The organism is Quisquiliibacterium sp., from assembly GCF_982640115.1.
This window is the reverse complement of the sequence record NZ_CEXFHW010000012.1, coordinates 1-23,154: the sequence shown is the minus strand read 5'-3', so window position 1 is coordinate 23,154 and position 23,154 is coordinate 1. Positions and strand designations below refer to the sequence as shown.

At 66.8% G+C, this 23,154-nt stretch carries 37 protein-coding genes; 4 read left to right on the top strand and 33 right to left on the bottom strand.

Annotated features, from left to right (window positions below):
- Positions 1-369: 369 nt before the first annotated feature.
- Positions 370-2,604, top strand: coding sequence for a penicillin-binding protein 1A (locus tag AC2H6A_RS02840; RefSeq protein ID WP_484271618.1), 2,235 nt, complete (start codon positions 370-372; stop codon positions 2,602-2,604).
- Here AC2H6A_RS02840 and cyaY read toward each other — a convergent pair.
- A complete protein-coding gene (gene cyaY, locus AC2H6A_RS02835; protein WP_484271617.1) occupies positions 2,558-2,881 on the bottom strand; it encodes an iron donor protein CyaY in 324 nt (107 codons plus the stop codon). The genes AC2H6A_RS02840 and cyaY overlap by 47 nt on opposite strands.
- Positions 2,882-3,142: 261 nt before the next feature.
- On the bottom strand, positions 3,143-3,769 hold the full coding sequence (locus AC2H6A_RS02830; protein WP_484271632.1) for a c-type cytochrome: 627 nt from the start codon (positions 3,767-3,769) through the stop codon (positions 3,143-3,145).
- A 174-nt stretch (positions 3,770-3,943) separates the two neighbouring features.
- On the opposite strand from AC2H6A_RS02830, the gene yihA reads away from it, so the two are divergent.
- The 3 genes from yihA to AC2H6A_RS02815 all read left to right on the top strand — a co-directional run bounded on the left by yihA (position 3,944) and on the right by AC2H6A_RS02815 (position 6,828).
- On the top strand, positions 3,944-4,600 hold the full coding sequence (gene yihA, locus AC2H6A_RS02825) for a ribosome biogenesis GTP-binding protein YihA/YsxC (RefSeq protein ID WP_484271616.1): 657 nt from the start codon (positions 3,944-3,946) through the stop codon (positions 4,598-4,600).
- A gap of 69 nt (positions 4,601-4,669) precedes the next feature.
- Positions 4,670-5,689, top strand: coding sequence for a porphobilinogen synthase (gene hemB, locus AC2H6A_RS02820; protein WP_484271615.1), 1,020 nt, complete (start codon positions 4,670-4,672; stop codon positions 5,687-5,689).
- Between the two features lie 23 nt (positions 5,690-5,712).
- Complete coding sequence (locus AC2H6A_RS02815) at positions 5,713-6,828, top strand: magnesium transporter CorA family protein (RefSeq protein ID WP_484271614.1); 1,116 nt, start codon at positions 5,713-5,715, stop codon at positions 6,826-6,828.
- On the opposite strand, the gene AC2H6A_RS02810 is transcribed toward AC2H6A_RS02815, so the two are convergent.
- From AC2H6A_RS02810 to AC2H6A_RS02660, 31 genes are all read right to left on the bottom strand, one after another.
- A complete protein-coding gene (locus AC2H6A_RS02810) occupies positions 6,781-7,614 on the bottom strand; it encodes an ABC transporter permease (protein ID WP_484271613.1) in 834 nt (277 codons plus the stop codon). The genes AC2H6A_RS02815 and AC2H6A_RS02810 overlap by 48 nt on opposite strands.
- Before the next feature lie 14 nt (positions 7,615-7,628).
- Positions 7,629-8,594 (bottom strand): ATP-binding cassette domain-containing protein, encoded by a 966-nt coding sequence (locus tag AC2H6A_RS02805; RefSeq protein ID WP_484271612.1) that lies wholly within the window; start codon positions 8,592-8,594, stop codon positions 7,629-7,631.
- Positions 8,595-8,650: 56 nt separating this feature from the next.
- Entirely contained in the window at positions 8,651-9,046 is a 396-nt protein-coding gene (gene rplQ / locus AC2H6A_RS02800) for a 50S ribosomal protein L17 (RefSeq protein WP_484271611.1), read from the bottom strand.
- Positions 9,047-9,084: 38 nt separating this feature from the next.
- Positions 9,085-10,065: a DNA-directed RNA polymerase subunit alpha gene (locus AC2H6A_RS02795; RefSeq protein ID WP_484271610.1), complete on the bottom strand. Its 981-nt coding sequence runs from the start codon at positions 10,063-10,065 to the stop codon at positions 9,085-9,087.
- 16 nt (positions 10,066-10,081) lie between these two features.
- A complete protein-coding gene (gene rpsD, locus AC2H6A_RS02790; RefSeq protein ID WP_484271609.1) occupies positions 10,082-10,705 on the bottom strand; it encodes a 30S ribosomal protein S4 in 624 nt (207 codons plus the stop codon).
- Positions 10,706-10,893: 188 nt separating this feature from the next.
- On the bottom strand, positions 10,894-11,310 hold the full coding sequence (rpsK, locus tag AC2H6A_RS02785; protein ID WP_484271608.1) for a 30S ribosomal protein S11: 417 nt from the start codon (positions 11,308-11,310) through the stop codon (positions 10,894-10,896).
- An 18-nt stretch (positions 11,311-11,328) separates the two neighbouring features.
- A complete protein-coding gene (gene rpsM, locus AC2H6A_RS02780) occupies positions 11,329-11,694 on the bottom strand; it encodes a 30S ribosomal protein S13 (RefSeq protein ID WP_484271607.1) in 366 nt (121 codons plus the stop codon).
- A 12-nt stretch (positions 11,695-11,706) separates the two neighbouring features.
- Complete coding sequence (gene rpmJ, locus AC2H6A_RS02775) at positions 11,707-11,820, bottom strand: 50S ribosomal protein L36 (RefSeq protein WP_484271606.1); 114 nt, start codon at positions 11,818-11,820, stop codon at positions 11,707-11,709.
- A gap of 73 nt (positions 11,821-11,893) precedes the next feature.
- On the bottom strand, positions 11,894-13,222 hold the full coding sequence (gene secY, locus AC2H6A_RS02770) for a preprotein translocase subunit SecY (protein WP_484271605.1): 1,329 nt from the start codon (positions 13,220-13,222) through the stop codon (positions 11,894-11,896).
- Positions 13,223-13,253: 31 nt separating this feature from the next.
- Positions 13,254-13,685, bottom strand: a complete 432-nt coding sequence (gene rplO, locus AC2H6A_RS02765) for a 50S ribosomal protein L15 (RefSeq protein ID WP_484271604.1) — start codon at positions 13,683-13,685, stop codon at positions 13,254-13,256.
- Between the two features lie 7 nt (positions 13,686-13,692).
- Entirely contained in the window at positions 13,693-13,872 is a 180-nt protein-coding gene (gene rpmD, locus AC2H6A_RS02760) for a 50S ribosomal protein L30 (protein WP_484271603.1), read from the bottom strand.
- Between the two features lie 50 nt (positions 13,873-13,922).
- Positions 13,923-14,441: a 30S ribosomal protein S5 gene (gene rpsE, locus AC2H6A_RS02755; RefSeq protein ID WP_484271602.1), complete on the bottom strand. Its 519-nt coding sequence runs from the start codon at positions 14,439-14,441 to the stop codon at positions 13,923-13,925.
- Positions 14,442-14,457: 16 nt separating this feature from the next.
- A complete protein-coding gene (rplR, locus tag AC2H6A_RS02750) occupies positions 14,458-14,823 on the bottom strand; it encodes a 50S ribosomal protein L18 (RefSeq protein WP_484271601.1) in 366 nt (121 codons plus the stop codon).
- Positions 14,824-14,857: 34 nt separating this feature from the next.
- A complete protein-coding gene (gene rplF / locus AC2H6A_RS02745; protein ID WP_484271600.1) occupies positions 14,858-15,391 on the bottom strand; it encodes a 50S ribosomal protein L6 in 534 nt (177 codons plus the stop codon).
- A 10-nt stretch (positions 15,392-15,401) separates the two neighbouring features.
- Positions 15,402-15,797 carry a 30S ribosomal protein S8 gene (gene rpsH, locus AC2H6A_RS02740; protein WP_484271599.1) on the bottom strand — a complete coding sequence of 132 codons (396 nt, stop codon included), beginning with the start codon at positions 15,795-15,797 and terminating at the stop codon, positions 15,402-15,404.
- Positions 15,798-15,810: 13 nt separating this feature from the next.
- A complete protein-coding gene (gene rpsN / locus AC2H6A_RS02735) occupies positions 15,811-16,116 on the bottom strand; it encodes a 30S ribosomal protein S14 (RefSeq protein ID WP_484271598.1) in 306 nt (101 codons plus the stop codon).
- A 10-nt stretch (positions 16,117-16,126) separates the two neighbouring features.
- Positions 16,127-16,666 (bottom strand): 50S ribosomal protein L5, encoded by a 540-nt coding sequence (gene rplE / locus AC2H6A_RS02730; RefSeq protein WP_484271597.1) that lies wholly within the window; start codon positions 16,664-16,666, stop codon positions 16,127-16,129.
- A gap of 11 nt (positions 16,667-16,677) precedes the next feature.
- A complete protein-coding gene (gene rplX / locus AC2H6A_RS02725) occupies positions 16,678-16,995 on the bottom strand; it encodes a 50S ribosomal protein L24 (protein ID WP_484271596.1) in 318 nt (105 codons plus the stop codon).
- 11 nt (positions 16,996-17,006) lie between these two features.
- A complete protein-coding gene (gene rplN, locus AC2H6A_RS02720) occupies positions 17,007-17,375 on the bottom strand; it encodes a 50S ribosomal protein L14 (protein WP_484271595.1) in 369 nt (122 codons plus the stop codon).
- A 236-nt stretch (positions 17,376-17,611) separates the two neighbouring features.
- A complete protein-coding gene (rpsQ, locus tag AC2H6A_RS02715; protein ID WP_484271594.1) occupies positions 17,612-17,881 on the bottom strand; it encodes a 30S ribosomal protein S17 in 270 nt (89 codons plus the stop codon).
- Entirely contained in the window at positions 17,878-18,072 is a 195-nt protein-coding gene (rpmC, locus tag AC2H6A_RS02710) for a 50S ribosomal protein L29 (RefSeq protein WP_484271593.1), read from the bottom strand. The genes rpsQ and rpmC overlap by 4 nt, the downstream gene beginning before the upstream one ends.
- Before the next feature lie 20 nt (positions 18,073-18,092).
- A complete protein-coding gene (gene rplP, locus AC2H6A_RS02705; protein WP_484271592.1) occupies positions 18,093-18,509 on the bottom strand; it encodes a 50S ribosomal protein L16 in 417 nt (138 codons plus the stop codon).
- A 10-nt stretch (positions 18,510-18,519) separates the two neighbouring features.
- Positions 18,520-19,389 carry a 30S ribosomal protein S3 gene (rpsC, locus tag AC2H6A_RS02700; RefSeq protein WP_484271591.1) on the bottom strand — a complete coding sequence of 290 codons (870 nt, stop codon included), beginning with the start codon at positions 19,387-19,389 and terminating at the stop codon, positions 18,520-18,522.
- A 19-nt stretch (positions 19,390-19,408) separates the two neighbouring features.
- Positions 19,409-19,738: a 50S ribosomal protein L22 gene (gene rplV, locus AC2H6A_RS02695; RefSeq protein WP_484271590.1), complete on the bottom strand. Its 330-nt coding sequence runs from the start codon at positions 19,736-19,738 to the stop codon at positions 19,409-19,411.
- Between the two features lie 10 nt (positions 19,739-19,748).
- On the bottom strand, positions 19,749-20,030 hold the full coding sequence (rpsS, locus tag AC2H6A_RS02690; RefSeq protein WP_484271589.1) for a 30S ribosomal protein S19: 282 nt from the start codon (positions 20,028-20,030) through the stop codon (positions 19,749-19,751).
- A gap of 20 nt (positions 20,031-20,050) precedes the next feature.
- Positions 20,051-20,869 (bottom strand): 50S ribosomal protein L2, encoded by an 819-nt coding sequence (rplB, locus tag AC2H6A_RS02685; protein WP_484271588.1) that lies wholly within the window; start codon positions 20,867-20,869, stop codon positions 20,051-20,053.
- Positions 20,870-21,166: a 50S ribosomal protein L23 gene (gene rplW / locus AC2H6A_RS02680; RefSeq protein ID WP_484271587.1), complete on the bottom strand. Its 297-nt coding sequence runs from the start codon at positions 21,164-21,166 to the stop codon at positions 20,870-20,872.
- The gene (rplD, locus tag AC2H6A_RS02675; protein WP_484271586.1) at positions 21,163-21,783 is read right to left on the bottom strand and encodes a 50S ribosomal protein L4; all 621 of its coding nucleotides are present in this window, start codon (positions 21,781-21,783) and stop codon (positions 21,163-21,165) included. The genes rplW and rplD overlap by 4 nt, the downstream gene beginning before the upstream one ends.
- Before the next feature lie 11 nt (positions 21,784-21,794).
- Positions 21,795-22,445, bottom strand: coding sequence for a 50S ribosomal protein L3 (gene rplC / locus AC2H6A_RS02670; RefSeq protein ID WP_484271585.1), 651 nt, complete (start codon positions 22,443-22,445; stop codon positions 21,795-21,797).
- A gap of 172 nt (positions 22,446-22,617) precedes the next feature.
- Positions 22,618-22,929 (bottom strand): 30S ribosomal protein S10, encoded by a 312-nt coding sequence (gene rpsJ, locus AC2H6A_RS02665; RefSeq protein WP_484271584.1) that lies wholly within the window; start codon positions 22,927-22,929, stop codon positions 22,618-22,620.
- A gap of 76 nt (positions 22,930-23,005) precedes the next feature.
- The coding region (locus AC2H6A_RS02660; RefSeq protein WP_484271631.1) for an EF-Tu C-terminal domain-related protein at positions 23,006-23,154 on the bottom strand (149 nt) is incomplete at its 5' end.

Here is a 23,154-nt window from a genome sequence, read left to right as displayed (position 1 = left end):
CGTCATGAACATGAGACGCTGGCTCAAGGCCGATTCCGGGTCTGGACACTCTAGTGGCTTTTGCGCGAGCCACCACGCGCCCCGTCGCCCTTCCGTCGTACGCAGCCGACCATCCGGCGACCTGTGACTTATTCCTCGTTTTCGGCCCCCATGGACGGTCGATCCCGGCGCATCGACGGCGCCGCCGGTCGTCGCGGACAGGCGCACCGCGGCCGGTCCCGACCCGGACCCGGCCCGTATAATCAGCGCGCCTGAAGATGCTTTCCGCAGCATCGCAACCCACCTGAAGGCCCCGCCATCTCCGACGCATCCCCGTCCTCGCGCAAGTCCGCATCGCCCTGGGCACGCGCGATCCTGCTGCTGCTGGGCGTGCCGGTGGCGCTCGCGCTCGCCGGCGCACTCGCGCTGGCGCTGATGGTGATGCTCGCCAGCGATCGGCTGCCCGCGCTCGACGAGCTCACCGACTACCGGCCGAAGGTGCCGCTGCGCATCTACTCGGCGGAGGGCGAGCTGCTCGGCGAATACGGTGACGAGCGGCGCAGCGTGGTGCGCATCGGTCAGGTGCCCGCGCTGATGAAGAACGCGGTGCTTGCCGCCGAGGACTCCCGTTTCTTCGAGCACGGCGGCATCGATTTCAAGGGCATCGCGCGGGCTGCGTTGTCGAACCTGTTCTCGGGCGGCCGCGACCAGGGGGCAAGCACCATCACCCAGCAGGTCGCGCGCAATTTCTATCTGTCGAGCGAGAAGACCTACACCCGCAAGATCTACGAGGCCATGCTGGCCCTTCGCATCGAGGAGAGCCTGACCAAGGAGCAGATCCTCGAGGTCTACATGAACCAGATCTTCCTGGGCAAGCGGGCCTACGGATTCGCCGCGGCGGCGCGCATCTACTTCGGCAAGACCCTCGATCAGCTCACACCCGCCGAGGCCGCGATGCTCGCGGGCCTGCCCAAGGCGCCCTCGCTCTACAACCCGCTGGTCAATCCCAAACGCGCCACCGAGCGCCAGCACTACATCCTCGCGCGCATGCACGAGATCGGTTCGCTGACCGAGGACGAGTATCAGGCGGCGCTGAAGCAGACCCTGCGCTACGCCTCGCCGGCGGGCGAGCTCGCCCAGCAGGCGCCCTACGCCGCCGAACTCGCCCGGCTGCTGGCCTACGACCTCTTCAAGGACGACATCTACACCGCCGGCATCAGCGTGCACACCACCATCCGTGCCGCCGAGCAGCGGGTGGCCACGGCCGCGGTCCGCCAGGGCGTCATCGACTATGACCGCCGCTACGGCTACCGTGGCCCTGAACGCTACATCGACCTGCCCGCCGGTCCGAGCGGCGTCGATGCGCTGATCGAGACCGCCCTCGACGAAACCCCCGATGTCGAGGAGTTCCGGACCGCGGTCGTGCTCGAGGCCGATGCGCGGGCGGTGCGGGTGTCGCGTGGCCGCGGCACCGTGATCACCATCGGCGGCGACGGCCTGAAGTTCGCGGCGTCCGCACTCTCCGAACGCGCACCGGTGGCACGCCGGCTGCGGCGCGGCGCGGTGATCCGGATCGCGGCGCTGAAGTCCGACTGGGAGATCACGCAGCTGCCCGAGGTGCAGGCGGCACTGGTCGCCTGCAGCCCCGAAGACGGCGCGGTACGCGCTCTGGTGGGCGGCTTCGATTTCAGCCGCAACAAGTTCAACCGGGTCACCCAGGCCTGGCGTCAGCCCGGCTCGAGCTTCAAGCCCTTCATCTATTCGGCGTCGCTCGAGAAGGGCTTCACGCCGTCATCGGTGATCGATGATGCGCCCTTCACCGTGAACCCCGCGCTCACCGGCGGGCAGGTCTGGGAGCCCAAGAACTACGACGGCAAGTTCGAGGGGCCGATGCGCATGCGGCAGGCGCTGGCACAGTCCAAGAACATGGTCTCGATCCGCATCCTGCAGGCGATCGGCCCGCGCTACGCGCAGGACTACATCGCCCGTTTCGGATTCGACGAAGACAAGCACCCGGCCTATCTGACCATGGCCCTGGGCGCCGGCTCGGTGACCCCCTGGCAGATGGTCGGAGCCTATTCGGTGTTCGCCAACGGCGGCTACCGCATCGAGCCCTACCTGATCACCCGGATCACCGATGCCTCGGGCCGGGTGCTGGCCCAGTCCAGCCCGGTGAAGGCCGGCGACGAGAACACGCGGGCGATCGATGCCCGCAATGCCTTCATCATGGACAGCATGCTGCGCGGCGTGGTGCGCAATGGCACGGCCCGACGCGCGCTGTCGCTGAACCGCTCCGATCTGGCCGGCAAGACCGGCACCACCAACGACTCCCATGACGCGTGGTTCGCGGGCTACTCGCCCGCGGTGGTGGCCGTCACCTGGGTGGGCCATGACCAGCCGCGCAAGCTCGGCGACCGCGAGACCGGCGGCGGCCTCGCGCTGCCGATCTGGATGACCTACATGGGCAAGGCGCTCGCCGGGGTGCCCGACCAGACGCCCACCCCGCCGGAAGGCATCGTGGAAGTCAACGGCGAGTTCTACTACGCCGAGACGGCGCCGGCGGGCAAGCCCGCGCCGGTCAGCCCGGGTCGCTCAGCCGAACCGGCTGCCCAGACTGGGCGCTGACCAGTCGCGACAGGCTGGCGAAAAGCTCATCGCCGCTGCGTGTGTCGCGCCAGACCGCGCCGTCATGGCGGAAGTGGAAGCCGCCGGAGCGGGCCGCCACCCACATCTCGCGAACCGGCGCGTTGCCGTTCACGATCAGGCGCGAGTCATCCTCGAACTCGATCTCCAGGACAGGGCCGCTGCGACCGCTCTGGACATCGGCGCCGCAGGCATCGAGCGCGTCCTCGATGGCGGTGAGCAGGCGATCGCACTCGGCCTGGAACTCGGGTTCGGTCATGCTAGAGTGCCCTCATGAAATCCGGCCGCGTGGCAGCCATGCTGGGCGCAGGCGCGCTTGCGGCATGCCTGCTCGGTGCCTGCGGCCAGCGCGGCCCGCTGGTGCTGCCCAAGCCGCCGGAACCGCCATCCGCCGGCAAGGCGGGAAAGCCTCGGGCACCTGCCGCCGCGGGCGCACCGGCTGCGTCGCCAGCATCGGCGCCCGAAACCCGCTGAACGCCCACCGGCCGCCCCCAGGGGCGCGGCCGGACGAAAGGCCCGATCAGCGCAGGCCGGCGATGTAGTCGGAGACCGCCTTGATTTCGGCGTCGGAGAGCCGCGCGGCGATCGCGGACATCTGGGCGCTGTTCTTGCGCGCGCCCTGACGGAAGGCAACCAGCTGGGCCTCGGTGTACTCGGCGAACTGGCCGCCCAGGCGCGGATACTGGGCCGGAATGCCGGCGCCGTTCGGACTGTGGCAGCCGGCGCAGGCCGCCACCGACTTGGCGGCAATGCCGCCCCGGTAGATCTTCTGACCGAGCTCGACGGTGTCCTTGTTGCGGGCGGCCGCAGGCTTGAGCTTCTGCGAGGCGAACCAGGCCGAGAGGTTGCGCATGTCCTCATCGGAAAGCGTGGCCGCGAACCCGGCCATCACGGCATTGGCCCGCTCCGCTTCCTTGGCGCCCGGCTGAACCTTGAAGTTGCGCAACTGCTTGGTCAGGTAGTCAGCGTGCTGGGCGGCCAGCTTGGGGTTGGCCGGACTGGCGCTGTTGCCGTCCGCACCGTGGCAGGCGGCGCAGACCTCGGCCGCTTTCTGCTGACCCTTGGCAGGATCGACCTTGGCCGGCGCCTGGGCTTGTGCGTGGGCGCTGCCCGTCAGGACGATCAGGCCGACGGCAAGCCCGGCCATCAGGCGCGCCACATGCAGGCCTGCACGGCCCAGGCCACTGCCGGACCGGATCTCGGGCCGACCACAGGAGGAAAGGAACATCATGCGACGCTCACGAGCAGAGGGTGGGATAGGCGAGTCACGTAAACTCTCGATTCTACCGCAAGCCAAAGGTCGGAGGTCATCCGACGCCTCATGCGCCTCCTGAGCACCGCCCGATTCGCCACCACCGTCGCCCTGCCCCGGCAGATGCCCGCCGAAGGCCCCCCCGAGGTGGCCTTCGTGGGTCGATCCAATTCCGGCAAGTCCACGGCAATCAACACCCTGTGCGAACGGCGCCGGCTCGCCTTCGCCAGTCGTACCCCCGGTCGCACGCAGGCGCTGAACTTCTTCACGCTCGGCGCCGCCGACACGGTGTCGGCGTTCCTGGTCGACACCCCGGGCTACGGCTATGCCAAGGTGCCGCTGGGCGTGAAGTCCGGCTGGGATTCGCTGGCCGGCCCGTATCTGCGCAACCGGCGCTCGCTCAAGGGCGTGGTGGTCATGCTCGACATCCGGCGCGAACTCACGCCCGCCGATGCCGCCATGCTCGACTGGATCGATCCGGCGGTCGGACTGCTGGTGCTGCTCACCAAGAGCGACAAGTTCGGCCATGAGCAGCGGCAGAAGGTCCGCCGCTCGGTGAGCGCGGCGCTCGCTGCCGCCTTCCCGGGCCGCGGCATCGAGGTGATCGTCTTCTCGGCCAACGCCAGGCTCGGCCTCGACGAGACCCGCGCACGGATCGAGGCCTGGCTCGCACCCGACACCGCCGCACAGGGCGCACCAGAAGCTGGCGCAAGACCCCTGGTCTGAGTCGGGTTTCGGGTATAACTGCGGCGATCGGGCCGCAGCCCCCCCATCCCGCGCCAAGGAGCGACCGCCGTGACCGCCGCCAGACCGTCCCTCGAACACCAGTTTCCCGCCATCCGGCCGCGCCGGATGCGTCGCGACGACTTCTCCCGCCGCATGATGCGCGAGACCTCGCTCGCGGCCGACCACTTCATCTATCCGGTGTTCGTGCACGAAGGCAGCGGCAAGCGGCATCCGGTGGGCTCGATGCCCGGCGTGGAGCGTCACAGCATCGACCTGCTCTTCCCGGTGGCCGAACGCTGCCTCGAGCTCGGCGTGCCGGTGCTCGCGCTCTTTCCGGTGATCGATCCCGCGATCAAGACGCCCGACGGCATCGTGGCCACTGACCCCGACGGGCTGATTCCCCGCGCCGCCCGCGAACTCAAGAAACGCTTCCCGGAACTCGGCCTGCTGGCCGATGTGGCGCTCGATCCCTTCACCAGCCACGGCCAGGATGGCGTGCTCGACGACACCGGCTATGTGCTGAACGACGAGACCACCGCCATCCTGGTTCGCCAGGCGGTGGCCCAGGCGCAGGCGGGCATCGACATCGTGGCGCCCTCGGACATGATGGACGGCCGGGTGGGCGCCCTGCGCCATGCCCTCGAGGACGCGCGCCTGATCCACACCCGGATCATGGCCTACAGCGCCAAGTACGCCTCGGGCTTCTACGGCCCGTTCCGCGATGCGGTGGGCTCGGCCAGCAACCTCGGCAAGAGCAACAAGAAGACCTACCAGATGGATCCGGCCAACACCGACGAGGCACTGCGCGAGGTGGCCCTCGACATCCAGGAAGGCGCCGACATGGTCATGGTCAAGCCCGGCCTGCCCTATCTGGACATCGTGCGGCGCGTGAAGGATGCCTTCTCGATGCCCACCTTCGTGTACCAGGTCAGCGGCGAGTACGCGATGATCAAGGCCGCCAGCGCCAACGGCTGGCTCGACGAACGCACGGTGGCGCTCGAGTCACTGCTCGCGATGCGCCGCGCCGGCGCCGACGGCATCCTCACCTACTACGCGCTCGACGCCGCCGGCTGGCTGGCCGAGCGCTGAGCGGCGGCGGTCGCGGCGCGTCCATGAAGGTGCTGCAGTTCGCGCCCGGAGAGGTCCGGGCGCTGCCCGGCATTGCGCGGCACGAGGCTGGCACGGGCTGGCTGTGGGTGGACTGCGAGCACGACGAGGCAGGCCTGTGGCCGGCGCCAGTGTCGGCGCTCACGGGGGTGGCGGTGTTCGAGGATCACCTGGTCGACGCCGGCAACCGCCAGCATCCCTCACACTTCGTGGCCACCCGTGACTACGAGATGATCATCTTTCGCGGGCTGGCCTCCGCGGCCCCTCCGGATGAGGGTGCCGCCATGCTGCGCATCCGCACCCGGCCCACGGTGTTCTTCCTGTTCCCGGGTTGCCTGGTCACCCTGCACGCGCCAGACAGCCGCACCGTGCCGGCCCTGCGCGAAAGACTGCTCGCCGAGCGCGGTCCCCGGCAGCGCCTGCCGGAATCCCCCGAGGAGCTGATGCTGCGGCTGCTCAACGGCATGGTCGACCGCTACCTGGAACTGCGCCAGCCGCTCACCGCGCAGCTCGACCGCTGGCAGCGTCTGCTGCTCGATCCGAGGCGCCCCTTCCAGGACTGGCTCGCGCTGCTCGAGGCCCGCGGCGAGCTGCGCAAGCTCGAGCATCTCTGCGAGGAGCAGCTCGACGCCATCCAGGAGTGGCGCGACGAGCGGCTCGATCAGGCCAGGGCCGATCCCGGCCGTCCGGGCATGGCCCATCCACCGGGCTTCGTGGGCATCACCGATCCGCTCCGGGTGCGCACCGGCGACCTGATCGAGCATGTGAACCGGGTCCTCAACCACACCCGCCGCCTGGAGGCCTCGCTGGAGACGGCGGTGCAGCTGCACTTCTCGTCGACCGCGCATCGCACCAACGAGATCATGCGCACCCTGACCACGCTCACGGCGGTGTTCATGCCGCTCACCCTGATCACCGGGGTCTTCGGCATGAACTTCGAGGTGATCCCGGGTACGCGGTCGCCGGCCGGGTTCTGGTGGGCGATGGCGGCCATGGCGCTGATCGCCGCCGGCATGCTGGGCTATTTCCGGGCCCGCCGCTTCCTCAGTTCACCCGAGCGACTGGCGCGCCGCTCACACCCGAAAGCGTCGACGGGTGAGCACCAGCGCAATGCCGAATGACACCAGCGCAAAGCCGAGCAGCAGGCTGATCCGCCAGGCCGCCTGCGCCGGCCATTGACCCAGCACCAGCGGCCGGGCCAGATCCACTGCCGCCGCCAGCGGCAGCGCCGAGGCGATCGCCGCGAGCCATTCCGGCAGGGTGTCGCGCGGATAGTAGACCCCCGACAGGAAGACCATCGGCGTGATCACCAGGGTGAAGTAGTAGGTGAAGAAGTCATAGCCCCGGGCCAGCGCGTTGAAGCACAGGCCGATGCCCGAGAAGGCCAGGCCGGTGAGCATCACCACCAGCGGCAATGCGAGCAGGGTGGGCTCGCGCGAGAGGCCCAGCGCAAGGATCACCGCGGTGATGGCCAGGCCCGAGAACAGGCCCTTGGTGGCTGCCCAAAGCCACTCGGCGATGAGCACGTCGTCGAGGTCGACAGGCGCATTCATGATCGAGGCCCAGGTCTGCTGCACCTGCATGCGCGAGTAGGCCGAGTAAAGCGATTCGAAGCTCGCCGCCATCGCGGTGCTCATGCAGGCCGAACCCGCCGCGAGGAACACGATGTAGGGCACGCCCTCGACTTCGTTGAGGAGGCGGCCAAGCCCGTAGCCGAAGGCCACCAGCGTGATCAGCGGGTCGGCGATGTTGCCCAGCACGGAGGCCACGGCAAGCTTGCGCCAGACCAGCAGGTTGCGGCGGTAGATCGGCAGGAAACGCAGGCTCGGCCGTGGCAGCCGCAGCAGCGACGGCGCGCGGCCTGTCGGGGACGCGGTCAAGGCGGGAGGGCTGGTTGGGACGGTCATGTCGCAGCTGCGAATCAGTCGCGCAGATCGCGGCCGGTGAGCTTCAGGAACACATCCTCCAGGCTGGCGGGGCGCAGCATCCAGCGCAAGCCGCCATGCGCGGCGAGCGCGGAGGAAAGCGGGCGCGGGTCGGTGCAGTAGGCGAATACCGTCTCGCCCACCGATTCCACGCGGGCGCAGCCTGCCGTGGCCTGCGCAAGGGCTGCCCAGCGGGTCGCATCCTCGGCCACGATCTCGATCACCTCCGGCTCGATCTGCTCGGCGATCAGCGCTTCAGGCGCCGCCTGCGCGATCAGGCGTCCGTGGTCGACGATGGCCAGCCGATCGCACAACCGCTGGGCCTCCTCCATGAAATGGGTGGTGAGCAGGATCGTCTTGCCCCGGCGCAGCAGCTGCTTGAGGCGGTCCCAGATGAGATGCCGCGCCTGCGGATCGAGCCCGGTGGTGGGTTCATCCAGGAACAGCAGTTGCGGGTCGTTGACCAGGGCGCGGGCCAGCGTAAGGCGACGCTTCATGCCACCGGAGAGTTCCCCGATGCGCGCATCGCGCTTGCCGGCCAACCCGGCGAAGTCGAGGAGATCGGGAATGCGTGAGGCGATCAGCGCCCTGGGCAATCCGAAGTAACGGCCGAAGACCATCAGATTCTCGGCGACGGTGAAATCGGGGTCGAGCGCATCGGCCTGCGGCACGACGCCGATCAGGGCGCGCGCCTCGCGAGCGCGCTCGGGAATGGAAAGCCCGAGCAGATCGATACGTCCGGCGTCTGCGCGGGCCAGCCCGATCAGCAGCCGCAATGTCGTGCTCTTGCCGGCCCCGTTGGGGCCGAGCAGCCCGAAGCACTCTCCGGGGCGCACTTCGAACCCCAGGCCGTTGACCGCACGGTGACTGCCGAAGGTCTTGACCAGCCCGTCGACCCGGATGACCGCGTGCGCATCCGACCCGGCGCCGCAAACGACACGGGCGTCCGCGCGCGCTGACACGCCCGGACGCCCGTGGTCGGCCGACCGCCCGGGGCGGCCGGCGGATTCAGCGCTGCTCAGGCCTGCGCCGCCGGCTGCTCGGCCGGGGCCTGCTCGGGCCGGTCCATCAGCTCGATGTAGGCCATGGGCGCGTTGTCGCCGACACGAAAGCCGTACTTCAGAATGCGCAGATAGCCGCCGTTGCGGTTGGCGTAGCGCGGGCCGAGATCATTGAAGATCTTGACCACCATCTCGCGATCGCGCAGACGGTCGAAAGCCAGACGCCGGTTGGCCAGCGACGGCTTCTTGCCGAGGGTGATGAGGGGCTCGACCACCCGGCGCAGCTCCTTGGCCTTGGGCAGGGTGGTCTTGATGACCTCGTGGCGCAGCAGCGAATTGCACATGTTGCGAAGCATGGCCTCGCGGTGGCTGCTGGTGCGATTGAGTTTACGGAGTCCGTGGCGGTGACGCATGGTTCAGTCCTCGTGAGGTGCAGGCAGCGCGAAACGACTCAGGGCCGCTCGAGACCGGCCGGGGGCCAGTTCTCGAGCTTCATGCCCAGGGTCAGGCCGCGTGAGGCGAGCACTTCCTTGATCTCGTTGAGCGACTTGCGGCCCAGGTTCGGGGTCTTGAGCAGCTCGTTCTCGGTGCGCTGGATCAGGTCACCGATGTAGTAGATGTTCTCGGCCTTCAGGCAGTTGGCCGAACGCACCGTGAGCTCCAGGTCATCGACCGGGCGCATCAGGATGGGATCGATCTGCGGCGCACGCGACGAGCCCATCTCGGTCATCGGCTCGGCGCCACCCTCGAGCGCTGCGAACACCGAGAGCTGCTCGACGAGAATGCGCGCCGACTGACGAACCGCCTCTTCGGGGGCGATCACGCCATTGGTCTCGACATCGATGATCAGGCGGTCGAGGTCGGTGCGCTGCTCGACGCGGGCGCTCTCCACCAGATAGCTCACCCGACGCACCGGCGAGAACGAGGCGTCGAGCACGATGCGCCCGATCGACTTGGTCTCACCAAGGTTGCGCATGGTGCCCGGCACGTAGCCACGGCCCCGCTCGACCTTGATCTGCATGTCGATCCGACCACCCTGCGTGAGGCTCGCGATCGCATGCTCGGGATTGATCACCTCGACATCATGCGGGCAATCGATGTCAGCCGCCGTGACCGGACCGGCGCCTTCCTTGCGCAGCGTGAGGAAGACCTCGTCACGGTTGTGCAGCTTGAAGACGATGCCCTTCAGGTTCAGCAGCAGGTCGACGACATCCTCGCGGACACCATCGAGCGTGGAGTATTCATGAACGACGCCCGAGATCTGGACCTCGGTCGGCGCATAGCCGACCATCGAGGACAGCAGCACCCGGCGCAGCGCATTGCCCAGCGTGTGTCCGTAGCCGCGCTCGAACGGCTCCATCACGACGCGGGAATGGGACGGCCCGAGTTGCTCGACCTCGACGATTCGCGGCTTCAGCATGGCGGTCTGCATGGAGGGGTCCCTTCAATTAACGCGAGTACAACTCGACGATCAGGCTCTCGTTGATGTCCGAGTACAGATCGGCGCGGTCGGGCACCGACTTGAAGGTGCCTTCCATCTTGGTCTTGTCGACCGACACCCAACCCGGCATGCCATTCTGCTCGGCCAGCGTCAGCGCATCCTGGATGCGGGCCTGCTTGCGGGACTTCTCGCGCACCGCAACGACATCGGCCGGACGCACCAGCGCCGACGGGATGTTCAGCACCTGGCCGTTGACGGTGATGGCCTTGTGACTCACCAGCTGGCGCGCCTCGGCACGGGTGGTGGCATAGCCCATCCGGTAGACGACATTGTCAAGACGGCTCTCGAGCAGCTTCAGGAGGTTCTCACCGGTGTTGCCACGGCGGCGCTCGGCCTCCTCGAAATAGCGGCGGAACTGCTTCTCGAGCACACCGTACATGCGCTTGACCTTCTGCTTCTCGCGCAGCTGCAGACCGAAGTCGGAGGTGCGGGTGCCGGAGATGCGGCCATGCTGGCCCGGCTTGCTGTCGAGCTTGCACTTGGTGTCGAGCGACCGACGGGCGCTCTTCAGGAAAAGATCGGTGCCTTCACGGCGGGAAAGCTTGGCTTTCGGTCCGGTATAACGTGCCACGGCATGTCCTCGTCAAGTACGCAGACGGCAACCGGGGCCGGTGCTGCGGTTAGTCCGCGCTTTCGGTGACTGGCGCCTTGCGGCGCACAGCGGCGGACGGTGGGCTTCAATCGACGGCAGAACGTCCACCCGAAGATGGCCGGCTGCACGCCGGGAGTTCGCCCGGCCGGAGCCGGGCGGGGTGCCGCTCAGATGCGGCGGCGCTTCGGGGGACGGCAGCCGTTGTGCGGAATCGGCGTGACATCCTGGATCTGGAGAATCTTGATGCCGAGGGCGTTCAGCGCGCGCACCGACGACTCACGGCCAGGGCCGGGGCCGCTGATCTGCACTTCCAGGTTCTTGATGCCGCAGTCCTGGGCCGCACGGCCGGCGGTCTCGGCAGCGACCTGCGCCGCAAACGGCGTGGACTTGCGCGAGCCCTTGAAACCGGCACCACCCGCCGAGGCCCACGACAGCGCGTTGCCCTGACGGTCAGTGATGGTGATGATGGTGTTGTTGAACGAGGCATGCACGTGGGCAATGCCGTCGGACACGTTCTTTTTCGCCTTCTTGCGCACCCGGGAAGCGGCGGCGGCAGCGGCGGCGGATTGAGCCTTGGTAGCCATGGATGATCCTGTGAACGATTATTTCTTCAGGGCCACGCCGGCCTTGCGCGGGCCCTTGCGGGTGCGCGCATTCGTGCGGGTACGCTGACCGCGGACCGGCAGACCACGACGGTGACGGACACCGCGGTAGCAGCCGAGGTCCATCAGCCGCTTGATCGACATCGAGACCTCGCGACGCAGGTCGCCCTCGACCGTCAGGCGCGACACCAGGTCGCGGATGCGCTCGAGTTCGGGATCGCTGAGATCCTTCACTTTCTTCGCGTAGTTCACCCCGGCGGCGTCGCAGATCTGGCGAGCGCGCGTCCGGCCGATGCCATAAATGGCAGTCAGACCGATCTCGGTGTGCTGTCGATCAGGAACATTGATACCCGCAATACGTGCCATGCTTGTTCTCCGTCAACCTTGACGCTGCTTGTGCCGCGGATCGACGCAGATCACGCGGACCACGCCCTTGCGCTTGATGACCTTGCAGTTGCGGCAGATCTTCTTGACCGATGCCAACACTTTCATGATTCCCTCGAGTCTCTCGACGCTCTGTTGACCGGCTGGCAGGCCGATGACGGCCGCTGCCAGCCCGGCAGGTTCACAGTCCCATCCCTTTCGGGTTGGCCTTCTTCAGCAGGCTCTCGTACTGGTGCGACATGACATAGGCCTGCACCTGCGACATGAAGTCGGTGGTCACCACCACGATGATCAGCAGCGAGGTGCCGCCGAAATAGAACGGCACATTCCACTTCAGCACCAGCAGCTCGGGCAGCAGGCAGACCGCGCTGATGTAGATGGCACCGGCGAGCGTGAGCCGCATCAGGATCTTGTCGATGTAGCGTGCGGTCTGCTCGCCAGGACGGATACCGGGCACGAACGCGCCACTCTTCTTGAGGTTTTCCGCCGTGTCGCGGCTGTTGAAGACCAGCGCAGTGTAGAAGAAGCAGAAGAAGATGATGGCGGCTGCATAGAGCAGGATGTAAACCGGCTGGCCGGGCGACAGCGTGGCCGCCACATCCTTGAGCACGCGGACCATGGCGCTGGAGGAATCACCGGAGGTGAACCACTGCGCGATGGTGGCCGGGAAGAGGATGATCGACGACGCGAAGATCGGCGGAATGACGCCCGCCATGTTCAGCTTGAGCGGCAGATGCGACGTCTGCCCGCCGTACACCCGGTTGCCCACCTGACGCTTGGCGTAGTTCACGGTGATCTTGCGCTGCCCGCGCTCGACGAACACCACCGCCGCGGTGACCATCACCACCAGAGCCACGATCACCAGGGCCACCAGCGCGTTCATGGCACCGGTGCGCACCAGTTCTCCCATCCCGGCAAGCGCCGAGGGCAGGCCCGCCGCGATGCCGGCGAAGATGATGATCGAGATGCCATTGCCCAGACCACGCTCGGTGATCTGCTCGCCCAGCCACATCAGGAACATGGTGCCGGTGAGCAGCGAAACCACGGTGGTGAAGCGGAACTGCAGACCAGGATCGATCACCAGACCCGCCTGCGCTTCGAGCGCAATGGCGATGCCGAGCGCCTGAAAGGTGGCCAGACCCACGGTGAACCAGCGGGTGTACTTCGTGATGGTGCGGCGGCCGGTTTCGCCTTCCTTCTTGAGCGCCTCGAGCTGCGGCACCACCACGGTGAGCAGCTGCATGATGATCGATGCCGAGATGTACGGCATGATCCCCAGGGCAAACACCGTGAACCGCGAGAGCGCGCCCCCCGAGAACATGTTGAACATGCCCAGGATGCCGCCCTGCTGTCCCTTGAAGAGCTGAGCCAGCTGGTCGGGATCGATGCCGGGCACCGGAATGTGCGCGCCGATGCGATAGACCACCAGGGCGAACAGCAGGAACCACAGCCGGCGCTTCAGATCAGCGAAGCGGCCGGCGTTGGCGGTGCTGGCGGCGGAGGTGGCCAAGGGTGCGTCCGGTGTCAGTGACGAAAGAAGATCAGGCCAGCGTGCCGCCGGCGGCCTCGATGGCCGCGCGAGCGCCCTTCGTGGCACCGATGCCGGTGAGGGTCACTGCGCGCTCGAGGCTGCCCGAGAGAATGACCTTGGCCGCCTTCGCGCCCTGTGGCACCACGCCGGCCGCCTTGAGGGCGAGCAGATCAATGGCCGGTGCGTCGAGCCGCTGCAGATCCGACAGGCGAACCTCGGCGGTATCGCCGGCGCTCATCGACACGAAGCCGCGCTTGGGCAGACGACGCTGGAGCGGCATCTGGCCGCCCTCGAAGCCGACCTTGTGGAAGCCGCCCGAGCGCGACTTCTGACCCTTGTGACCACGGCCGGCAGTCTTGCCCAGGCCGGAGCCGATACCGCGTCCCACGCGCTTGCGCGCATGCTTGCTGCCCTCGGCGGGTTTCAGCGTGTTCAGTTGCATGGCGATCTCACTCGACGCGAACCAGGTACGAAACCTTGGTGATCATGCCGCGCACGGCCGGAGTGTCCTCGAGCTCGCGCGTCTGGCGGATGCGCTTGAGCCCCAGGCCCAGCACGGTTGCCTTGTGGGTGGAGCGGGTGCCGTTCGGGCTGCGCACCAGCGTCACTTTGAGGGTCTTCTTGGTCATCGGGTTCTCCTGACCGGTGACAGCCCGCAGGGCAGCACCGGCATCGCGCCTCAACCGAGGATTTCCTCGACCGTCTTGCCCCGCTTGGCAGCGATCTCGGCCGGGGTGTTCATGTTCTGCAGCGCGTTGAGCGTGGCGCGGACCATGTTGTAGGGATTGGTGGAGCCGTGGCTCTTGGCCACCACGTTGCCCACACCCATCACTTCGAAGATCGCCCGCATCGGACCGCCGGCGATGATGCCGGTGCCGTCCGGCGCCGGCGCGAGGTAGACGTTGGCAGCGCCATGGCGGCCGTGCACGGTGTGCTGCAGCGTGCTGCCCTTGAGGCTCACCTTGAACATCTTGCGCCGGGCTTCGTCCATGGCCTTCTGCACCGCCACCGGCACCTCACGGGCCTTGCCCTTGCCCATGCCGATGCGGCCATCACCATCGCCCACCACGGTCAGCGCCGCGAAGCCGAGAATCCGACCTCCCTTGACGACCTTGGTCACGCGGTTCACCGCGATCATCTTTTCCTTGAGACCGTCGTCGCGCTCCTCGGAGCCGACCCGTGCCTGAACCTTTGCCATGTTCGTATCCTGTCGATCAGAACTTCAGGCCGGCTTCACGGGCGGCCTCGGCAAGCGCCTTGACCCGGCCGTGGAAGCGGTAGCCCGCGCGGTCGAAAGCCACGCTCTGGATGCCGGCTGCCAGCGCCTTCTCGGCGATGCGCTTGCCGACCACCGTGGCCGCACTGGCGTTGCCGCCCTTGCCGGCCGCACCCGCGAGTGCGGAGCGAACCTCGGCCTCGTTGGTGGACGAGGACACCAGCACCCGGGCGCCATCGGCGTCGATGATGCTCGCGTAGATGTGCTGATTCGTCCGGAAGACGGTGAGCCTGTTGACCCGCAGTTCGCGGATCTTGAGCCGCGTCTGACGGGCACGGCGCAAACGAGCCTGTTTCTTGTCCATCGCCTGTATCCTGTCTTTGGGGCGCGTGCGCCGCTTACTTCTTCTTGACTTCCTTCAGGACCACCTTCTCATCCGCGTAGCGAACACCCTTGCCCTTGTAAGGCTCGGGCGATTTGTACGCGCGGATCTCGGCAGCCACCTGGCCGACCTTCTGACGGTCGGCCCCCTTGATCAGGATGTCGTTCTGGGTAGGCGTCTCGGCCTTGATGCCATCGGGCAGCTTGTAGACCACCGGATGCGAGAACCCGAGCGACAGGTTCAGCGATGCACCCTGAGCCTGTGCCCGGTAGCCGGTACCCACCAGCTGCAGCTTCTTCTCGAAGCCGCGCGTGACGCCCTGGACCATGTTGGCCACCAGCGCGCGGAAGGTGCCGCTCATCGCACCGGCATCGCGGGCCTCGGACATCGGCTTGACCAGCAGCTCGGCACCTTCGCGCACGATGCTGACAAGCGGGTTGATACGCAGGCTGAGGGAGCCCAGCGGGCCCTTGACCGTGATGGCGCCGTCGGCAATCTGCACGTCGACACCGGCCGGCACGGCGACCGGAACCTTGGCAACTCGGGACATAGCCCCTCCCTTACGCCACGTAGGCGATGACTTCGCCGCCCACGCCGGTGGCGCGCGCCTTGCGATCGGTCATGACCCCACGCGAGGTGGTGACGATGGTGACACCCAGGCCATTCATCACCTGGGGCAGCGCATCGCGACCCTTGTAAACCCGCAGACCAGGCTTCGAGACGCGTTCGATGCGCTCGATGACCGGGCGGCCGGCGTAATACTTGAGCTGCACCTGCAGCTCGGACTTCACGCCCTCGGTGCTGACCGAGTAGCCCTCGATGTAGCCCTCGTCCTTCAGGACCTGGGCGATCGCCACCTTCAGCTTGGAAGACGGCATCGAGACCGACTGTTTCTCCACGCGCTGCCCGTTGCGGATGCGCGTGAACATGTCCGCGACCGGATCGCTCATGCTCATGTCGTGTCCTCCGTTACCAGCTGGCCTTGACGATGCCGGGCACTTCGCCCCGCATCGCCGCCTCGCGAAGCTTGTTGCGGCCGAGGCCGAATTTGCTGTAGACACCACGCGAACGACCGGTGATCTCGCAGCGGTTGCGCAGGCGGGTGGGATTGGCGTTGCGCGGCAGCTGCTGCAGCTTGAGCCGGGCCTGGTAACGATCCTCTTCCGAGACCGACTGGTCGTTGATGATCGCCTGGAGCTCGGCGCGCTTTTTCGCGTACTTGCGCACCAGGGCGGCGCGTTTCAGGTCGCGGTTGATCGAAGCGAGTTTGGCCACTTGACGAACCTCAGTTGCGGAATGGGAATCGGTACGCGGTCAGCAGCGCCTTCGCCTCGTCATCAGACTTGGCGGTGGTGGTGATGCTGATGTTCAGGCCACGCAGCGCGTCGACCTTGTCGTAATCGATCTCGGGAAAGATGATCTGTTCCTTGACGCCGATGTTGTAGTTGCCGCGGCCATCGAAGGCTCGACCCGACACGCCACGGAAGTCGCGCACCCGGGGCAGCGCCACGGTGACCAGGCGATCGAGGAATTCATACATGCGTGCGCCGCGCAGGGTGACCATGCAGCCGATCGGGTAGCCGGCGCGGATCTTGAAGCCGGCGATGGCCTTGCGCGCCTTGGTGACCACGGGCCTCTGGCCGGCGATCTTGGTGAGATCGCCCACCGCAGCATCGAGGACCTTCTTGTCAGCCACCGCCTCGGACACACCCATGTTGAGCGTGACCTTGGTGATGCGGGGCACCTGCATGATCGACTGGTAGCCGAACTTCGCCATCAGATCGGGGACGATCTTCTCGCGGTACTGTTGCTGGAAACGAGCCATGGTGTTCCTCTTCAGGCCTTGACCAGTTCGCCGTTGGACTTGAAGAAGCGAACCTTCTTGCCGTCCTCGAGCACGCGGATGCCGACCCGATCGCCCTTGCCGGTGGCCGGATTGAAGAGCATCACGTTCGACTGATCGATCGGCATGGTCTTGTCGACGATGCCGCCGGTCTGGCCCTTCATGGGATTGGGGCGCTGGTGCTTCTTGACGACATTCACGCCGTCGACCAGCAGGTGGGCGGCATCGACCCGGCTGAGCACGCTGCCGCGCTTGCCCTTGTCGCGACCGGCGATGACGATGACTTCGTCACCCTTGCGGATTTTTTCCATCGCGGACTCCCTTACAGGACTTCGGGCGCGAGCGACACGATCTTCATGAAGCGCTCGGTGCGCAGTTCGCGCGTGACCGGGCCGAAGATGCGCGTGCCGATCGGCTCGAGCTTGGCGTTGAGCAGCACCGCTGCGTTGCCGTCGAACTTGACGAGCGAACCGTCCTGGCGGCGCACACCTTTGGCGGTGCGCACGACCACGGCGTTGTAGATCTCGCCCTTCTTGACGCGGCCGCGCGGTTGCGCCTCCTTGACGCTCACCTTGATGACGTCGCCAATGCCGGCATAGCGGCGCTTGGAGCCGCCCAGCACCTTGATACACATGACCGAACGAGCGCCGGTGTTGTCGGCGACGTCCAACGTCGACTGCATCTGAATCATCGCTGTTCCTGTCCCAACTTAATCCACCCTGGCAACAGACGGCGCTCGGGGCTGCTCGGCCCCGACCGCCTCAGGGCAGTCAGTCTTGGTCCCGTGGCACGGGTTGAAAATCGGCTGGCGCAGCGCCGCTGTGGGCTGCGTGCCCTGGGGCACACTGGCGCTGCAAAACCGAAGCCGTCTAGGATAACCTGTTCTCTGTCGCTTTGGCAAGCGGGCTGTGGAACCCGCTCACCAATTCAGTTGACCGACTCGACCACCCGGACCACGACCCAGGCCTTGGTCTTGGAGATCGGACGGCTTTCCTGGATCTCGACGGTGTCGCCTTCATTGATGGCCGCCTCGGTGTGGGCGTGATAGCGCGTGCTCTTCACGATGTACTTCCCGTACATCGCATGCTTGACCTTGCGCTCGACCACCACGGTGACGGTCTTCTGCATCTTGTTGCTGACCACGCGCCCGACCAGGGTGCGCTTGAGCGTGACGGGCGCTTCGACGGCTGCGGTCATTTGGCGGCGGCTTTCTCACGCAGCACGGTGCGCACCCGCGCGATGTCGCGGCGGGTCTTGCCCAGTTGGCTGGTGTTGTTCAGTTGCTGGGTGGCGATCTGCATGCGCAGCGAGAAATGCGCCTTGAGCAGTTCACCGAGTTCCTTGTTCAGCGCCTCGGGATCCTTGGCGCGCAGTTCACTGGCCTTCATGGGGCTCTCCGTTGTGCGGGTCAGGCCCCGACCATCCGGGTCACGAAGACCGTGGAGATCGGCAGCTTGGCGGCGGCAAGCGCAAAGGCCTCGCGGGCGAGGGCTTCATTCACGCCGTCCATCTCGTAGAGCACCTTGCCGGGCTGGATCTCGGCGACGTAGTACTCGGGGTTGCCCTTGCCGTTGCCCATGCGGACCTCGGCAGGTTTGTGCGAGATGGGCTTGTCGGGGAAGATCCGGATCCAGATGCGACCGCCTCGCTTGATGTGCCGGGTCATGGCACGACGGGCAGCCTCGATCTGGCGCGCGGTGAGCCGGCCACGGCCGGTGGCCTTCAGGCCGAACTCACCGAACGAGACAGCGGCGCCCCGGGTAGCCAGGCCCTTGTTGCGGCCCTTCTGTTCCTTGCGGTACTTGCGTCGAGCGGGTTGCAGCATCGCTCACTCCTCATTCGCCGGTCTTGGCGTCAGCGGGCGCACCAGGCGCCTTGCGCACGCGCTTGACCGCAGTCTTGGGGGCATCGGCGGCGCCCGCCTCGGGCGCGCTCTTGGCTTCGGGCTCGCCATCGGGTCGACGACGGGCGCCGGCTCGCGGCGCTGCACCCGGCTTCGGGGGCAGCCGGCGATTGCGGCGATCGTCGCGCTCGGGCGGCGGCGCTTCCTTTTCGGCAGCCGCGGGCGCGTCACCGCGACCGAGGGTGTCACCCTTGTAGACCCAGACCTTCACGCCGATGATGCCGTAGGTGGTCAGGGCCTCCGAGAAGCCGTACTCGATGTCGGCGCGCAGGGTGTGAAGGGGCACGCGACCTTCGCGATACCACTCCACCCGGGCGATCTCGGCGCCGTTGAGGCGGCCCGAGCTCATGATCTTGATGCCCTGGGCACCCAGACGCATGGCGTTCTGCATCGCCCGCTTCATGGCGCGACGGAACATGATGCGCTTCTCGAGCTGCTGGGTGATCGAGTCGGCAATCAGCTGCGCATCGATCTCGGGCTTGCGGATTTCCTCGATGTTCACGTGCACCGGCACGCCCAGCAGTCGCTGGAGGTCGGCCTTGAGAATCTCGATGTCCTCGCCCTTCTTGCCGATGACCACACCCGGGCGTGCCGAGAAAATGGTGATGCGGGCATTCTTGGCCGGCCGCTCGATGAGCACGCGACCGACCGAGGCGCTCTTGAGCTTCTTGCGCAGGTAGGCCCGCACCCGCAGGTCTTCATTGAGCATCTGCGGGAACTGGCGGCTGTTCGCGTACCAGCGCGAGGACCAGTTGCGGGTGACCGAGAGGCGGAACCCGGTCGGATGGATCTTCTGTCCCATGGTGTCCTTCCGGGGGGGCTTAGTTGCCCACCTTCACGAAGATGTGGCAGGTCTGCTTCTCGATCTTGCAGCCGCGGCCCTTGGCGCGGGCCTGGAAGCGCTTGAGCGAGGTGCCCTTCTCGACGTGGATGGTGGTGACCTTGAGCTCGTCGATGTCGGCGCCGTCATTGTGCTCGGCGTTGGCGATCGCCGACTCGAGCACCTTCTTGACGATGCGGGCGGCTTTCTTGGGGGAGAAGGCGAGGATGTTCAGCGCCTGTTCCACCGGCTTGCCGCGGACCAGGTCGGCGACCAGCCGGCCTTTCTGGGCCGAGAGGTGAACACCGCGCAGGATAGCTTGGGTTTCCATGCGTGGCTCCTTAGCGCTTGACCGAGGACTTCTTGTCCGCGGCGTGGCCCTTGAAGGTGCGGGTCAGCGCAAACTCGCCGAGCTTGTGCCCGACCATGTTCTCGTTGACGTACACCGGCACATGCTGCTTGCCGTTGTGCACCGCGATGGTCAGGCCGATGAACTCGGGCACCACCGTGGACCGGCGCGACCAGGTCTTGATCGGTCGCTTGTCCTTGTTGGTGAGCGCGGTATCGACCTTCTTCATCAGATGGGCGTCGACGAAGGGGCCCTTCTTGACTGAACGTGCCATGGCTGTCTGGTCCTTGCCCGTTACTTGCGACCGCGGCGCTGCACGATCATGGTGTCGGTGCGCTTGTTGCGGCGGGTCTTGTAGCCCTTGGTGGGGGTGCCCCAGGGCGACACCGGATGGCCGCCGCCGTTGGAGCGGCCGCCGTGCGGGTGATCAACCGGGTTCATGCAGATGCCGCGCACGGTGGGGCGGATACCGCGCCAGCGATTGGCGCCGGCCTTCCCGATGGTGCGCAGGCTGTGCTCCTCGTTGCCGACCTCACCGATGGTGGCGCGGCACTCGATGTGCACCTTGCGGATCTCACCGGAGCGCAGGCGGACCTGCGCGTAGGTGCCTTCACGGGCCAGCAGGCGGGCGGAGGTGCCGGCCGAGCGGGCGATCTGCGCGCCCTTGCCAGGCAGCATCTCGATGGCGTGGATGGTCGACCCCACCGGGATGTTGCGGATGGGCAGCGCATTGCCAGCGCGGATGGGCGCCTCGGCACCCGACTGCAGCGTGGTGCCCACAGGCACATCACGCGGCGCCAGAATGTAACGGCGCTCGCCGTCGGCATAGCAGAGCAGGGCCAGATTCGCGCTGCGGTTGGGGTCGTACTCGATGCGCTCGACCTTCGCGGGGATGCCGTCCTTGTTGCGACGGAAATCCACCAGACGGTAGTGCTGCTTGTGGCCGCCACCCTTGTGACGGGTGGTGATGTGCCCGAGGTTGTTGCGACCGTTGCCGCGGATCTTGGGCTCGATCAGCGAGGGCACCGGACCGCCCTTGTGCAGGTCCTTGTTGACGACCTTCACCATCGAGCGGCGCCCGGCGGAGGTCGGCTTGGTCTTCATGAGCGGCATTTACACGGCCTCCGCGAAATTGATCTCCTGGCCCGGAGCCAGGCAGACATACGCCTTGCGCACATTGCTGCGCCGGCCCTGGAAACGGCCGAAGCGCTTGGCCTTGCCGGCCTGGTTGAGCACCTGCACCGACTCGACCTGCACCTTGAAGAGCAGCTCGACAGCCGCCTTGACCTCGGCCTTGGTGGCGTCCTGCACCACGCGAAAGGCCACCTGCTGGTGCTTGTCGGCCATCATGGTCGCCTTCTCGGAGACGATCGGGGCCATCAGCACCTTCATCAGACGTTCCTGGTTCATGCCAGCATCTCCTCGACTTTGGCGAGTGCCGGCCGGGTGATCAGCACCCGGTCGAAATGCACCAGCGATACCGGATCGGCCTGCTGGGGCTCGACCACCAGCACATCGGGCAGATTGCGCGAAGCCAGCAGCAGGTTCTCATCGAGGTTGTCGGTGATCACCAGCACCGAGCCGGCACCCATGGCGCGGACCTTGGTAGCGAGCAGCTTGGTCTTGGGAGCCTCGAGCGTGAGACCCTCGATGACCGCGATCCGGCCGTCGCGAGCAAGCTGCGACAGAATGGAGCGCATGCCCGCGCGGTACATCTTCTTGTTCACCTTCTGGGTGAAGTTCTCGTCGGGGCTGTTCGGGAAGATCTTGCCGCCACCGCGCCACAGGGGGCTGGAGCTCATGCCGGCGCGAGCGCGACCGGTACCCTTCTGACGCCACGGCTTCTTGGTGGTGTGCCGGACCTCGCTGCGGTCCTTCTGGGCACGGTTGCCGCTGCGGGCGTTGGCCTGGAAGGCCACGACCACCTGGTGCACCAGCGGCTCGTTGAATTCGCGGCCGAACACGGTGTCGGCGGCGCTGACCGTGGCCGAGGGCTGGCCCTGGTCGTTGAGCAGATTCAGTTCCATCGTCGCTCCCCTCAGGCTTTCACCGGCACGCGGATCGCCGGCGTGACGACGACACTGCCGTTCTTGGCACCCGGGACCGCACCGCGCACCAGCAGCAGCTGGCGTTCGGCATCGACGCGGGCAACGACGAGGTTCTGCACCGTGCGCGCAGCCGCGCCGAGGTGACCTGACATGCGCTTGCCCGGAAACACGCGGCCCGGATCCTGCGCCATGCCGATCGAGCCTGGCACATTGTGCGAACGCGAGTTGCCGTGCGAGGCCCGGTTGGAGGCGAAGTGATGTCGCTTGATCGTGCCGGCGAAGCCCTTGCCGTGGGTGGTGCCGGAGACATCGACCTTCTGGCCGGCCTCGAAGATCTCGGCCTTGACGACCGCGCCGGGCGCGAGCTCACCGGCCTTCTCGGGGCTGACATGGAATTCGCGGGTGACCGTGCCGGCCTCGACGCCGGCCTTCGCGAAGTGACCCGCCTGCGGCTTGGTGACCCGGCTGGCGCGACGCTTGCCGAAGGTGACCTGGACGGCGGTGTAACCGTCGTTCTCGACGGTCTTGATCTGGGTGACGCGGTTGTTCGACACATCGAGCACGGTCACGGGGATGGAGTCACCATCGTCCGAGAAGATGCGCATCATGCCGACCTTGCGTCCCACGAGGCCAAGGCTCATTCTGCTCTCCAGTCCCGGCTGCGATTGGCCGGGTGTGTGTGGTCCTGCCCAGGTGCTGCGCGCGGTGCGCGCAGCCCAGAAGAGCAGCCCCGTTCGGGCGGCTCAACGCAGGAAAGCTTTCGATTCTATCCCGAAGGCACCAGCGCTGGCAAGCACTGGTGCAGCGAGCGGCTTACTGCAGCTTGATCTCGACGTCGACACCGGCCGGCAGATCGAGCTTCATGAGCGCGTCGACGGTCTTGTCGGTGGGCTCGACGATGTCCATGAGACGCAGATGGGTGCGGATCTCGAACTGGTCGCGCGAGGTCTTGTTCACGTGCGGCGAACGCAGGACATCGAAGCGCTCGATACGGGTGGGCAGGGGCACCGGGCCACGCACCACCGCGCCGGTGCGCTTGGCGGTCTCGACGATCTCCGCCGCAGACTGGTCGATCAGCTTGTAATCGAAGGCCTTCAGGCGGATACGGATCTTCTGGTTGTTCATGTCGGTTCCAAAGAGCGAGGGGCGGCGCGCACGCCGCCCGGATTGAATACCCCGGCGGGACGCCGGGGCGGATGCGTCAGACCAGGATCTTGGCGACGACGCCGGCGCCGACGGTGCGGCCGCCCTCGCGGATCGCAAAGCGCAGACCCTGCTCCATCGCGATCGGCGCAATCAGCTGCACCGTCATCTGCACGTTGTCCCCGGGCATCACCATCTCCGTGCCCT

Bases quoted from the DNA above. Each gene is read 5' to 3' on its own strand.
- rplB (WP_484271588.1), bottom strand. From the start codon at position 20,869: ATGCCGCTCATGAAGACCAAGCCGACCTCCGCCGGGCGCCGCTCGATG.
- rpsM (WP_484271607.1), bottom strand. From the start codon at position 11,694: ATGGCACGTATTGCGGGTATCAATGTTCCTGATCGACAGCACACCGAG.
- rplN (WP_484271595.1), bottom strand. From the start codon at position 17,375: ATGATTCAGATGCAGTCGACGTTGGACGTCGCCGACAACACCGGCGCT.
- AC2H6A_RS02810 (WP_484271613.1), bottom strand. From the start codon at position 7,614: ATGACCGTCCCAACCAGCCCTCCCGCCTTGACCGCGTCCCCGACAGGC.
- rpsQ (WP_484271594.1), bottom strand. From the start codon at position 17,881: ATGACCGCAGCCGTCGAAGCGCCCGTCACGCTCAAGCGCACCCTGGTC.
- yihA (WP_484271616.1), top strand. From the start codon at position 3,944: ATGCGCCTCCTGAGCACCGCCCGATTCGCCACCACCGTCGCCCTGCCC.
- AC2H6A_RS02795 (WP_484271610.1), bottom strand. From the start codon at position 10,065: ATGCAGACCGCCATGCTGAAGCCGCGAATCGTCGAGGTCGAGCAACTC.
- rplV (WP_484271590.1), bottom strand. From the start codon at position 19,738: ATGGAAACCCAAGCTATCCTGCGCGGTGTTCACCTCTCGGCCCAGAAA.
- rpsC (WP_484271591.1), bottom strand. From the start codon at position 19,389: ATGGGACAGAAGATCCATCCGACCGGGTTCCGCCTCTCGGTCACCCGC.
- cyaY (WP_484271617.1), bottom strand. From the start codon at position 2,881: ATGACCGAACCCGAGTTCCAGGCCGAGTGCGATCGCCTGCTCACCGCC.
- rplW (WP_484271587.1), bottom strand. From the start codon at position 21,166: ATGAACCAGGAACGTCTGATGAAGGTGCTGATGGCCCCGATCGTCTCC.
- rpsE (WP_484271602.1), bottom strand. From the start codon at position 14,441: ATGGCAAAGGTTCAGGCACGGGTCGGCTCCGAGGAGCGCGACGACGGT.
- rplP (WP_484271592.1), bottom strand. From the start codon at position 18,509: ATGCTGCAACCCGCTCGACGCAAGTACCGCAAGGAACAGAAGGGCCGC.
- rpsH (WP_484271599.1), bottom strand. From the start codon at position 15,797: ATGAGCATGAGCGATCCGGTCGCGGACATGTTCACGCGCATCCGCAAC.
- rplO (WP_484271604.1), bottom strand. From the start codon at position 13,685: ATGCAACTGAACACGCTGAAACCCGCCGAGGGCAGCAAGCATGCGCGC.
- rplQ (WP_484271611.1), bottom strand. From the start codon at position 9,046: ATGCGTCACCGCCACGGACTCCGTAAACTCAATCGCACCAGCAGCCAC.
- AC2H6A_RS02815 (WP_484271614.1), top strand. From the start codon at position 5,713: ATGAAGGTGCTGCAGTTCGCGCCCGGAGAGGTCCGGGCGCTGCCCGGC.
- rplR (WP_484271601.1), bottom strand. From the start codon at position 14,823: ATGGACAAGAAACAGGCTCGTTTGCGCCGTGCCCGTCAGACGCGGCTC.
- rpsK (WP_484271608.1), bottom strand. From the start codon at position 11,310: ATGGCTACCAAGGCTCAATCCGCCGCCGCTGCCGCCGCCGCTTCCCGG.
- rplE (WP_484271597.1), bottom strand. From the start codon at position 16,666: ATGGCTCGTTTCCAGCAACAGTACCGCGAGAAGATCGTCCCCGATCTG.
- rpmD (WP_484271603.1), bottom strand. From the start codon at position 13,872: ATGACCAAGAAGACCCTCAAAGTGACGCTGGTGCGCAGCCCGAACGGC.
- rplF (WP_484271600.1), bottom strand. From the start codon at position 15,391: ATGTCCCGAGTTGCCAAGGTTCCGGTCGCCGTGCCGGCCGGTGTCGAC.
- rplC (WP_484271585.1), bottom strand. From the start codon at position 22,445: ATGAGCCTTGGCCTCGTGGGACGCAAGGTCGGCATGATGCGCATCTTC.
- rplD (WP_484271586.1), bottom strand. From the start codon at position 21,783: ATGGAACTGAATCTGCTCAACGACCAGGGCCAGCCCTCGGCCACGGTC.
- rpmJ (WP_484271606.1), bottom strand. From the start codon at position 11,820: ATGAAAGTGTTGGCATCGGTCAAGAAGATCTGCCGCAACTGCAAGGTC.
- AC2H6A_RS02830 (WP_484271632.1), bottom strand. From the start codon at position 3,769: ATGGCCGGGCTTGCCGTCGGCCTGATCGTCCTGACGGGCAGCGCCCAC.
- rpmC (WP_484271593.1), bottom strand. From the start codon at position 18,072: ATGAAGGCCAGTGAACTGCGCGCCAAGGATCCCGAGGCGCTGAACAAG.
- rplX (WP_484271596.1), bottom strand. From the start codon at position 16,995: ATGGAAAAAATCCGCAAGGGTGACGAAGTCATCGTCATCGCCGGTCGC.
- rpsS (WP_484271589.1), bottom strand. From the start codon at position 20,030: ATGGCACGTTCAGTCAAGAAGGGCCCCTTCGTCGACGCCCATCTGATG.
- rpsJ (WP_484271584.1), bottom strand. From the start codon at position 22,929: ATGAACAACCAGAAGATCCGTATCCGCCTGAAGGCCTTCGATTACAAG.